This window comes from Echinicola pacifica DSM 19836 (assembly GCF_000373245.1).
Taxonomy (GTDB): Bacteria; Bacteroidota; Bacteroidia; order Cytophagales; family Cyclobacteriaceae; genus Echinicola; species Echinicola pacifica.
In genome coordinates this window covers 84,508-96,542 of sequence record NZ_KB890755.1, presented here as the reverse complement: position 1 = coordinate 96,542, position 12,035 = coordinate 84,508, and the positions used below count along the sequence as shown (strand labels likewise).

Annotated in this window: 6 protein-coding genes; all 6 read left to right on the top strand. The window is 46.4% G+C overall.

The genetic code is table 11. The features are described 5' to 3' along the window. Positions 1-2: 2 nt before the first annotated feature. The 6 genes from B050_RS0116340 (at position 3) to B050_RS0116315 (ending at position 11,966) form a co-directional block, all read left to right on the top strand. Positions 3-983, top strand: coding sequence for an SGNH/GDSL hydrolase family protein (locus B050_RS0116340; RefSeq protein ID WP_205745001.1), 981 nt, complete (start codon positions 3-5; stop codon positions 981-983). Positions 984-1,067: 84 nt separating this feature from the next. Next, a complete protein-coding gene (locus B050_RS0116335; protein ID WP_018475023.1) occupies positions 1,068-3,860 on the top strand; it encodes a heparinase II/III domain-containing protein in 2,793 nt (930 codons plus the stop codon). 789 nt (positions 3,861-4,649) lie between these two features. After that, complete coding sequence (locus B050_RS0116330) at positions 4,650-8,108, top strand: SusC/RagA family TonB-linked outer membrane protein (protein ID WP_205745000.1); 3,459 nt, start codon at positions 4,650-4,652, stop codon at positions 8,106-8,108. A gap of 18 nt (positions 8,109-8,126) precedes the next feature. Beyond that, complete coding sequence (locus B050_RS0116325; RefSeq protein ID WP_018475021.1) at positions 8,127-10,031, top strand: RagB/SusD family nutrient uptake outer membrane protein; 1,905 nt, start codon at positions 8,127-8,129, stop codon at positions 10,029-10,031. Positions 10,032-10,059: 28 nt separating this feature from the next. Next, a complete protein-coding gene (locus B050_RS22960; protein ID WP_018475020.1) occupies positions 10,060-11,268 on the top strand; it encodes a DUF5000 domain-containing lipoprotein in 1,209 nt (402 codons plus the stop codon). A 2-nt stretch (positions 11,269-11,270) separates the two neighbouring features. After that, positions 11,271-11,966, top strand: coding sequence for a DUF4998 domain-containing protein (locus B050_RS0116315; RefSeq protein WP_018475019.1), 696 nt, complete (start codon positions 11,271-11,273; stop codon positions 11,964-11,966). Positions 11,967-12,035 lie beyond the last annotated feature (69 nt).

Below are 12,035 nucleotides of genomic sequence, written 5' to 3'. Positions count from 1 at the left end.
ATATGGACTCACTGCTCAGGCCACACAGCCCATGGAGGGTTAGCTGCGCAATTGGACTTTTTCTCCTGCTTCCTCTCTTTGGCTGGGCCCAGCAAGGGAAGCCTGACCAAGGGGATTATGGTGATCCTATTGTTTTTTCAGATTCCCCAGAATGGGGCTCCTATTCCAAAAAGAAGTCGGTTTACTATGCCCATGTGGATCAGTGGCCTGCGGATGGAAGCCTTACTGTGGATAAGAGTTTACTTGTACTGGAGGCCTGGCTGCTACCAGATACGCCGCTGGAGCTGAGCCCAGAGGGCGACCGTATATTACTACCCAATTCGGCTAAAATGGCTGAAGATGCAGTGGTGAAAATGCATATGATCCCTTCAGATGATTGGCCAAACCTTTCCAAATATAAAGCTGCCAACGAACAGCTGCTTGCAAAAAAGAAGAAACCTGTGACAGTATTAATGGGAGACTCCATTACTGAATCCTGGGAGCGCGCAGATTCCGCTTTTTTCAAGGATAATCCCCTGATAAACCGAGGTATTTCCGGACAGACCACGGCTCAGATGCTGCTACGCTTCAGGCAGGATGTCTTAGCGCTGGAGCCACAAGTGGTCGCCATCCTTGGCGGTACTAATGATCTGGCGGCTAATCGGGGCCCTTCGACCATCCCTCAGATCACCGGAAATATTTTTTCCATGGCTGAGCTGGCACAGGCTAAGGGGCTGAAGGTAATCCTATGCTCAGTACTGCCTGCGGCAAATTATTCCTGGCGACCGGGGATCGCCCCATCAGAAGATATCCTAGCCATCAATAAGATCCTGGCTGAATATGCCTTAAAAAACAACCTGAAATACCTCGATTATTATAGCCCTATGGTGGATGAAAATAAGGCCTTGAAGCCAGGCCTTGGGCGGGATACCGTGCATCCAAGCCTGGAAGGCTATCAAATCATGGAAAAACTACTGTTGGAAAGTATCCAGGAGGTATTATGATCCGCCAGAGATTGGACCCCAGATAGTCTATTATTCGCTGGATAAGAATAAATGCGATGATGCTGGAAGTAAAATTTTATACATATGATTCAATATTGCTCTGTGATTCGACTATTTCTTTTATCTCTATTCCTATTCCTGCTGCAGCAAGTACATGCTCAGCATCAGCCATCTGAGCATCCCAGAATATACATTACCGATGCCAGGAAGGCCGAATTTCAGGCTTCCTTGGAGACTGCTGATTGGAAGCGTGATTTTATTCAGCGCAAAAAGGACCGCTTGGAAGTTTACCTGGATTATGTGGAGAAGCAGCCGGACTGGCTACTGTCCAGGTTACAGATGTACTGGGACACTAAGCATACCGATGTCTATCTAATGGGGGGCGATTATGACCACGCTGAGGGCGAGGCAACTGTACCCACCGTTCGTTTTTCGGGCACTAGAGATTGGGCGACAGATTACCGAACTGCCCCACTGGAGGAACTCATACCTTATTCGGATGATCCTCGGGGGATCTATATGCAGCATAAGGAAACGAAGGAATGGACTTGGGTGCATCCTTCAGAGTCGGGTCATGCGATAGAGCGGATCAATGAGCAGATCATTAGCATAGCCCAGGACGCAGCTTTGTTGTATTGGCTCACAGGAGAGAGTAAATATGCCGAATTGGCGGAGCCTGTTTTCTTTCAGTATATAGATGGAATGGATCAGCGTAATCCACCTCATGTGATGGATGAGTCCAGTCAGGCCAATATCTCTGGTTTAGCTACTTTTGAGGTGATTCATGAGGGCATCGTCATTCCATTGACCCTGACTTATGATTTCTTGTACGATTACTTCGTGGAGCAGGGGAGAGATCTGGAGCCTTCTCAGCGGGTGTTTCAGAAATGGGGAGACCAGATTATCGAAAAGGGTATTCCTGATAACAACTGGAATTTTTTCCAGGCTAGATTTCTGACCTATATCGCCATGGCCTTGGAGGATGATCATGAATATAGCAATGGCAAGGGCAAGCAATATTATCTCAAGATGACCTTTGATGAATCCACTCCTCGACAAGTGGCCTTGAAGGAATCGATCCTGATTTATGATCAGAAAACAGGGATATGGCCAGAATCACCCTCTTATTCGGTCCATGTGACAGGCACGCTTTTGGAGATCCTGACCGTGCTGGATAATTCATCTCAGACGAATGAATTTGATAATTTCCCCTTGGTGGAAAAGGCCGCCTTGGCTGCATTTCAGTATTTATTCCCCACTGGCTTTACCGTAGGCTTTGGAGACTCGGGGCATATGACCATGCCTCCAGAGAATTTTGAGATGCTGATCGCCAATTATAGAAAGCATGCCAAACGGGATAGGGAAGAGGCAATTACTCCGCTCCTGCAGGATCTGGTGGATAAGGGCCATTATGAGCGAAAGGGTGACGGGCTCTTCGAACTCTTCTTTTATGTGGACCAATTGGCCGAAGCTAGTGCGGAGGCAGAGAAATTTACCCTGATCACTCCGAGCTTTTATGCGCCGAATGTAAGTATGTTTGTGCAGCGGCTCGGCACAGGCGCCAATGCCATGATGGTGTCCACAGTGGGCTCTTTTGGGAATCACTCTCAGGCCAATGGTATCTCCATGGAGCTTTTTGCAAATGGCTATGTCTGGGCACCGGATATGGGGCGTGGATCGAGCTATTGGCATCCCGATTTTCTGGAATATTATTCGAAATTCCCCGCTCATAATACTGTGGCCGTGGATGGCAAATCTACCTACTCCTCCATGAGGAGTTTTCACCCTTATACTTTGGAGGCCAGCTTTCCTAAGCCGGAGGTTTTTCCGCTATTCGATCAGGCGAGTTTTGTGCAGGTATCTTTTGTAGAGCCCAAAACCCAGTCGAATCAGCAGCGCCTTACCGCCTTGGCCTTATCCCCTTCGGGGCAAGGATATGCCTTGGATATATTCCGATCTGCCAAAATAAAGGATGAGGAGCAGATGCATGATTATTTTTATCATAGCCTCGGCCAATCCCTTACCTTCTTTGATAACCAAGAGCAATTAATTGCACTGGAGGAGACGACAGAGTTAAATTCAGATCAGGAGCAATTGAAAGCTTACGATTATTTCTCCAGGAAGAAAAAGTCCGTAGTGGATGGGGATTTGACTGCTCTATTTACCCTCGAGGGAGAAGGCCTCTCGACACAGATCATGAAAGCATGGATTAAAGGTCAGCCCGGCCAGGCGATCTATTCAGTGAGTGCTCCCAAAAGCAATGCCCTCAGTAAGGGTACCGCTCCTCGGGAAATGCTGGGGCAGGAGCTGCCGACGATGATTCTTCGCAGACAGGAAGAGGCCTGGGACAAGCCTTTTGTGCTGCTGTTTAACCCCTATATCAATGGAGAAAGTAAGGTGGTTCAGCAGGTGCAATTTGATGAATTTGAGGAAGGAGAACAAAAGATTATCGTAGATCTTGAAGATGGCTATCAGGATGTATGGAGAGTGGGGATTAGTTTAAATTCTGAGATAGATGGGGAAGATTATTACCAAAAGGGACTTTTAAGTCTTCATCGTAAGAATATGGCTAATCAACAAATGGAGTTTTTGTTAGGCGCTGATATCTATCGGATGAAGTTTGACCAATGGGAGTTTCTTTCCCTTGGTAAGGCGGTGACTTTCACGATTCAGGCCGAGGAGGGTGGCTTTATGCTGCAAAATGAACAGGCTATGGTGCTGAAGGTGCCTATGGAATTGATGTCGGGAAACCAAGAAATTATCATTACTGATCAGGGGAACACCATTCGTAGGAAAGGGAGACCCATTAGCGATACTGGACAAATAGAGTTTCGCCTGGAGCGGCCCTTTCAGAAACTCTTGATTCCCGGTTTATAGTCTTTCGCTTAGTGAATCCACTAAAAGTAATAAATCGTTTTAGCATTTTTACTTTCAATACCTCTATAAAAAGAAGTTTAAGAGCAGCAGTCTAGGAGTACGAAAGCGAAAGTTATGTGGGTCTATTTTTAGTGCTTTTCCCATTTTCAAAAACAGACCTTTCAGGAGGTTTGAGGGCTAAGGAATCCGTCCCGAATGAATAGGTAAAAATGGCTTTATATCCCTCCTACATATTGTTAGGGGGGATTTTTGTTTTAATACTATTTATATAAATGGGAGGTATATAATTGGCATATTTTATTCTTAATTATATAGTTTCAATTATTCTAAAGATTTAATGAAGCAAAATGGACTTCTTGCGTAAGCAAACCTCCCTCTATTTAATGATTTTTGGGGTTTAAATAGTATCTCGCCACTGGAGTTTTAAGGCTAATAAGGGCTGAAGGTCTAATTGGGTAAATTCACCTAATTTTGAAACTAAATATTGAGTTATATTATTTTTTCAGTAGCTTATTTTATTGTAGATGGTATATTGTGGTTTTGTTTACTCATTATCAGTATTTTATTTGCGAAGAGTATGCGGATTTTTGCAGGAGTGAAAATAATTCTTTGACTTGGGAAATAAAATGATTTACTTATAATTATCAAAATTAAATACTGTTATTATACTATTGTTTAGTTGAATAATAGTTTTTAATTGCCTTGATTGGTCGAAATGATTGTTGTTTAATAAAACGGCAATAATTATTAAGACCAGTTAATTCTATACCCAACCAAAATAACCATATTATGCAAAAATCACTACTCATGGACCAGCTCTGCTGGCTTCCAAAACTGAGGGCTGTATTTTGGGCTAGCCTATTTTTTATTAGCCTGCTAAACCTCCGGCCCATACAGGCCCAAACCCATCCCAACGACACAGATGTTGTCAAATTATCAACTAATGAAAAGGATTTTTCAATTGATGATAATAAAAAATACATCTCGTTAGAAAAACGATTTACCCCTTCAGGGAATTCTGTAAGCCTCAAAGGGAAATCCAGCCTCGAAGCTTCCCTGTCTGGCCACAAAAATCCAGCAGGTCTCGCAAGCGCTGCGGGAGCTGAGCAGCTAGAGATCTCTATATCCGGGAGAGTATTCACCTCAGACGATCCACTGGGCTTTCCTGGCGTGACCGTAAGGGTAAAGAACTCAGACATCGTCACTGTAACGGATATAGATGGTAATTTCACCATTAAGGTTCCTGATGAAAATGCAACCTTGATTTTCAGCTTTGTAGGCTACGAGAGTCAGGAAATAGCGGTTTCCGGCCGCTCCACCATCACCGTGGAGTTGAAGGAAAATCTTGAGGGCTTAGAAGAGGTCGTCGTGGTGGGCTTTGGCACGCAGAAGAAAGAAAGCGTGGTGGGAGCCATGACCTCGGTGAACCCTTCGGAACTTAAGATTCCCTCCAGTAACCTGACCACTTCTCTTGCGGGAAGAGTGGCAGGCCTAGTATCTTACCAGACCAGTGGAGAGCCAGGAGCAGATAATGCCCAGTTCTTTGTGCGTGGAGTGGCCTCTTTTAACAATCAGAACGGACCATTGATCTTAATTGATGGAGTGGAACTTACCGTGGATGATTTGGCGAGGTTGCAGCCGGATGATATCGAGAGTTTCGCCGTGCTGAAAGACCCTACCACCACCGCTATCTATGGAGCGAGAGGTGCTAATGGGATTATCCTAGTCACCACCAAAACAGGGGTGGAAGGCCCCGCAGTGGTGAATCTAAGGATAGAATCCTCCTTCAGTTCGCCCACCCAACTGGTGGAGCTCGCGGATCCGGTCACTCATATGAGGCTGCAAAATGAGGCCAATAGAACACGTGGGGATTTTCCTACTTTCTCCGAGGAGCAGATCGCTGGCACCATCCGTGGTGGCAATCCCAATATCTATCCCGTGACAGACTGGTACAATACCCTGTTTAAGGATTATGCTAATACCAGCAGGATCAACCTGAACGTCCGCGGGGGTGGCCCCAAGGTCCGCTATTATGTGGCTGGTTCCCTGAATAAGGACAACGGTCTTCTAAAAGCTGACAATACCAATAATTTCACCAATGGTATTAACCTGAAAAAATACCTTCTGCGATCCAATGTGAATATTGACTTGCATAAAAATACGGAAATGATTGTTCGACTGCATTCGACAATTGATGATTATCGAGGTCCACTTCAAGGCGGCAACGCCATCTATAATGCGGCGGTACGAACGAGCCCGACGCGATTCAGAGCAGTGTATGACGCAGATCCAAGCTTGGAGGGCGTGCCACATATTCTATTCGGCAATGGCCTGCCTCCTCGAGGTATCGGCGGCGGCGGAGACGATAGCTCCAATCCGGTGTGGTTTAATCCTTATGCCGAATTGCAAAGAGGCTACCGGGACACCCGTCGGCAGCTGTCCTTGGTACAGCTGGAATTCAAGCAGAAGCTGGATTCCTTTACGCCCGGCTTGAGTGCTAGGGTATTGGGAAATGTGAATACCACCTCCTTCTTTGAAAATAAGCGATCCTACTCTCCTTACTTCTATAGAGTCTCCACCTTTGACCCCAATACTGAGGACTATTCCCTGATCCGAACGGCCTTGGGTTCTGGAGATGAATCCTTGGAATTGCAGCCAGGTCAGCGGTTAAACAACTCGGTATTGTATATGGAGTCGGCGGTCAATTATAACCGAACCTTCAATAAGCATACTGTAGGTGGGCTGGTCGTGGTGATCGCCCGAGAGTACCTGGATGGCAATGCCAATACAGTGCAACTCTCCCTTCCCAGCAGAAACCTGGGGATTTCCGGTAGGTACAATTACGATTACGACAATAAGTACTTCGCCGAATTTAACTTTGGTTATAATGGCTCCGAACGCTTTGCGGAGGACAACCGCTTTGGTTTCTTCCCTTCCGTAGGGGTGGGCTGGTTGATCTCCAATGAGAACTTTATGAGAGACAATCCAGGTATCGTGAGCCGATTGAAATTAAGGGCTTCCTATGGTTTTGTGGGGAATGACCAGATTGGTGATACCCGAAACGACCGATTTTTTTACCTGTCTGAGGTCAACCTCAATAATGGATCTCGCGGCGCCACCTTTGGCAGAGAGCTAAATCAAAGCTTGCCGGGAGTGTCCATCACGAGATATGCCAACCCCTTGGTGACCTGGGAGCTGGCGGAGAAACTGAATATAGGTTTTGAGATGAATCTCTTTGACGATGCGGTGCAATTCAGATTGGATGCCTTTAAGGAAAACCGCTCCAGTATCCTGCAAAGCCGGGCAGATATCCCTTCCACCTTGGGATTACAGGCCGAGTTGAAGACCAATGTGGGCGTAGTAGATGCCCAAGGGATTGATGCTTCCATAGATATCAATCATTATTTCAATAATGAATTATGGGTGCTGGGCCGCGGAACTTTCACTTATGCAGACAATGAGTTTATGGTCTACGAAGAGCCCAATTACGCAGAAATAGGAGCGCCTTGGAAGTCCACTATTGGTAATAATGTAAGTGTGAGCCAGGGATATATCGCCGAGCGGCTTTTTGTCGATGATGAGGAAGCCGTGAATTCCCCGACGCAGTTTGGTGCGCCAGGGATAGACTATGGTGGGGGAGATATCAAATATAAGGACCTCAATGGGGATGGAGTGATCACCGAGCTCGATATGGCTCCAATAGGAAATCCTCGAATCCCGAAAATCACCTACGGTATGGGCTTTTCTGCCGGATACAAAAGATTTGATATCAACGTGTTTTTCCAAGGCCTAAGTGAGGTGTCCTTCTTTATCAACCCGATGACCACGGGTCCATTTATCAATTCGGTACAGGAAGCGGGGATCAATGCTTCTGCTTCTGGCAATGGATACCTAAGCGAAAATGGGCTTCTTCAGGCCTATGCCGACAGTCATTGGTCGGAAGAAAATAGGGATATCTATGCGATATGGCCGAGGCTGTCCACTGGGGTGATACACAATAATACCCAAACCAGTACCTGGTGGCTTAGAGATGGAGCTTTCCTGAGACTGAAGCAATTGGAAATTGGCTATAATCTACTCAAGAAACCATCCAATAAACTTGGTATGACCAATTTCAGAATTTACGCCTCAGGCACCAATTTATACACCTGGAGTGTGTTTGACCTCTGGGATCCTGAGCTGGGAGGCAATGGGCTAAATTACCCCCTCCAGCGTGTGATTAATATGGGGATTCACATTGGGTTTTAATAAAAAATCAATAGAGAGATGAAAAATACAATCATTAAATATATAGCATCGGTAGTGTTTACTTTGTCGGTTAGCTCCTGTGGAGATTTCCTGGACGTGGTCCCCGACAATATTGCCGTGATCGAGGAAGCCTTTGAGACCCGGGAAGGGGCCATGAGGGTGCTGGCAACCCTATACGGAAACTTGCCTCCATATTCTTCCAACCTGAACCCGGCCCTAGCCGCAGGGGATGAGATATCAGTCAATGATAATGTTTCGCGAGATTGGCCTGCCCGAAGAATCGCCCGTGGTGGACAAAATGTAGTGGTTCCCGACCTGGGATACTGGGGTAACCGAGGTACCGTGCGCAACTTGTTTGTGGCCCTTCGGGATTGTAATATTTTCCTAGAGAATATTGATATGCCTTTTGACCTAAGTGAAGACGAAAAAATCCGATGGATCGCCGAGGCAAAATTCCTTAAGGCCTATTATCACTTTTACCTGATGAGGATGTATGGACCTATCCCCATCATCGATGTGAATATAGATGTCAGTGCTGGCGTGGATGCCGTGCGGGTATTCAGAGACCCTGTGGATGAGGTGGTGGATTATATCGTCCAGCTGCTCGATGAGTCTATTCCTGATCTACCAGTAGAAATTCAGGATACCGGATTAGAGCTCGGCCGGATCACAGCGCCCATTGCCGCCTCCCTGAAGTCACGAGTGCTGCTCACCGCTGCCAGCCCTCTTTTCAATGGAAATAAGGATTACGAAAGCTTCGTGGACAGCCAGGGAAGACAGCTGATCAACACAGTATATGATGAAACCAAATGGCAAAGAGCTGCCACGGCCTGTGAGGAGGCGATAGTGCTGGCTCACAGCGCTGGCCATGCGCTGTATCACTTTACTGAGGCGCCTACCGATTGGTCTGATACCACGGTGATTAAATTAAGTCTCCGTGGAGCCATGGCCGAGCGATGGAACAGTGAGGTCATCTGGGGAGGATCAGACAGTCAGGTTTCCGGAGGCTTCCAGTCTTGGGCCCAGGGAAAAATCGCCAAGGACCTTACTGCCGAGACCCGCGAAAGTGTGAAGTCCTGGTGGTCTCCACCTTTACGAATAGCAGAGATGTTCTACAGCGAGAATGGGGTACCCATCAATGAAGACCTTGACTATGCTTATGCCCAACGCTATCAGGTGGCCACGGCCAGCCCTGAGCATAAAAACTATGTGAAGCCAGGCTTCGAAACGGCGGTGCTAAATCTAAACCGTGAGCCGAGATTCTATGCCTCTTTGGGATTTGATGGAGGGGTTTGGTTTGGTCATGGTGTAAAGAATGATGATGATGCGCTGATATTAGAAGCCAAAAAAGGCGAAAAAGGTGGTATCCTTGATGCTACTGGCTGGTCCCAAAGTGGGTATTTGGCCAAGAAAATGGTCTATTACGAAAATGTACAGCGGACTTCCGGGTCTGGATATACCGCGAGATCCTATCCATTTCCAGTGATTCGATTGGCCGATCTGTACCTCATGTATGCAGAGGCGATTAACGAAAGCAACGGTCCAGCCCTCGCTTATGAATGGGTGGATCTAGTGCGAGAGAGAGCAGGACTGGAGGGCGTGGTGCAGGCCTGGGCGGAGCATTCTAGCAACCCTACCAAGCCGAGTACGCAGGAAGGGATGCGGGAGATTATCCGTCAGGAGCGGCTTATTGAGCTGGTATTCGAGGGAGTGAGATTCTGGGACCTGAGAAGATGGAAACTGGCATCAGAATACCTGAACTCCGAGATCCGTGGATGGAATGTGGAAGGCGAAACCACCGATACCTATTACAATATTGTATCTGTGGGCGCTTATAAGTTTCTGAATAGAGATTATTTCTGGCCAATCGCCGAAGAAGATATGATCGCTAATTCCAACTTAGTGCAGAACCCAGGATGGTAATTTTTGTAAAACTGAAAATGTCATAACCATGAAATACATAAAAATAATTTTCAGCCTTCTCGCCGTATCGTTGCTTGGGGCTTGTGAGGAAGATGAACGTGGACCTTTGGTAAAGGATTCCATTGCTCCGGGGAGCATCCAGGAAGTGGTGGTCACTAATATGCCTGGCGGTGCCAAAATAGAATATCAAGTACCAAATGACGAAGATGCCCTTCTGGTGGAAGCCACTTATTTCCTGGACAATGGCCGGGAGGTAAATGCCAAATCCTCCGTTTTTAAGGATTTTGTGATCATAGAGGGACTGAGAGAGCAGAAGCCTCAGGATGTACAACTGAAAGTGATGGATAGAAGTAATAATTACTCCGAACCTATCACCGTGAGGATTTCTCCCCTGACGGCTCCCGTGGATTTACTTTTCGAAAGCCTGGTTTTGGTGGAGGACTTCGGCGGCGTGCGCATCAAATATCTAAATAATGATGCGATTTCGGTCGAATTGAAATTGTATATCGAAAATGAATCAGGGGATATGGTGTATGCGCAGTCGGCATTTATCAGCGATAGTCAGCGCAGCCATTTTACCTTCAGAGGCATGCTTCCGGAGAAGAGAAAATTTGCAATCAAGGCCATTGACCGATGGAATAATGAAACCTCGTTTTTGAGCCAAGAGCTGATCCCCTTAGAGGAATCCTTTATTCCCATTGAAGACTTCAAGGATTTGGTCCTGGAAGGCGACCAATCAGATGCCTATGGCTGGGTAAAGTCCAACCTATGGAATGGCTCCCTTAGTGGCTCGGGATTTCATACTTCCCAAAGTGAACCGGGTGAGATCGTCCCACCTTATGCGGAGAAATACCATATTTTCAGCATGGACCTGGGCAAGACGGTGAAGCTGAGCAGGATGAAATTCTGGCAAAGACAGGGCAGCTGGGCTTTTCGGCATGGCAATCCTCACCTCTTTGATGTATGGGGAACCAACGAAATCCCTGCCGATGGAGGCGCTAGCCTTGATGGATGGGAAAAACTCGTGGAGAATGGTGAGGTGATCAAGCCTTCCGGAGCGCCATTAGGCACCTTAAGTGCCGAAGATGAGGCGCAGGCGGTTAAAGGGGAAGAGTTCGAATGCCTGGCAGAGGCTCCTCCAGTACGGTATATCAGATTTGTGAATAAAGAATCCTGGTCAGGACAGAAGTTTTTACACTTTATGGAAATCAATTTTTGGGGACAAGTAATCGAGTAATTATGCAAAAGATCATTAATAATTCTATTATATATTATTGCTTACTGATAGCAATGATCAGTGGAGTAATCTCATGTACGGAAACCTCCGAAACGTATGAGGAGTTTGCCCGCAATGGGGAGACAATTTATATCGGTATGGCGGATACGGTGCTACTCGGGGAGGGATTTGATAAGGTAAGGCTATGGATTGCGATCAATGCTGATCCTAAAATCACCAAGGCCATTCTGAAAACCTCGGATGATTCTTTTCATCATGAATTCGATATCGTTCGTAGAAAGTCTGGAAAGGACACTGTCACGGTGGATGTGGCCATGGAAGAGGGAGAATATACCCTGGGGCTTTTCTTGATGGATGACAATGGCAATAGCTCTGTGCGAACGGAAGTACCTGCCAAAGTGTATGGGGAACTTTATCGCAAAAGCCTTATCAATAGAGGTGTAAATTCCCTACAGGTCGAAGAGGGGGTGGTGACCATAAAATGGACCTCTGCAGCTAATAAGATGGCTTTTACCAACCTTACTTATACAGATACCTCTATGCAGCAGAAAAGTATTATGGTGCAAAATGACGAAACCGAAACCCTGATTACAGACTGCCTGGAAGGATCCGAATTTGAAATCATCAGCTCATTCCTTCCTAGCCCCCGGGCCATTGAGCTCTTTGAGTCTAATAGGTTTATTGTAGAGTATCCATAGTTCAATATAAAGGCTGTCCACTGTTCATTTCCATAATTAACTCGGAATTTGAGAAGGAATTATTTCTTC

Excerpts from the sequence above, each read along its gene's own strand:
- B050_RS0116340 (WP_205745001.1), top strand. The coding sequence starts at position 3 with ATGGACTCACTGCTCAGGCCACACAGCCCATGGAGGGTTAGCTGCGCA.
- B050_RS0116330 (WP_205745000.1), top strand. The coding sequence starts at position 4,650 with ATGCAAAAATCACTACTCATGGACCAGCTCTGCTGGCTTCCAAAACTG.
- B050_RS0116335 (WP_018475023.1), top strand. The coding sequence starts at position 1,068 with ATGATTCAATATTGCTCTGTGATTCGACTATTTCTTTTATCTCTATTC.
- B050_RS0116315 (WP_018475019.1), top strand. The coding sequence starts at position 11,271 with ATGCAAAAGATCATTAATAATTCTATTATATATTATTGCTTACTGATA.
- B050_RS0116325 (WP_018475021.1), top strand. The coding sequence starts at position 8,127 with ATGAAAAATACAATCATTAAATATATAGCATCGGTAGTGTTTACTTTG.
- B050_RS22960 (WP_018475020.1), top strand. The coding sequence starts at position 10,060 with ATGAAATACATAAAAATAATTTTCAGCCTTCTCGCCGTATCGTTGCTT.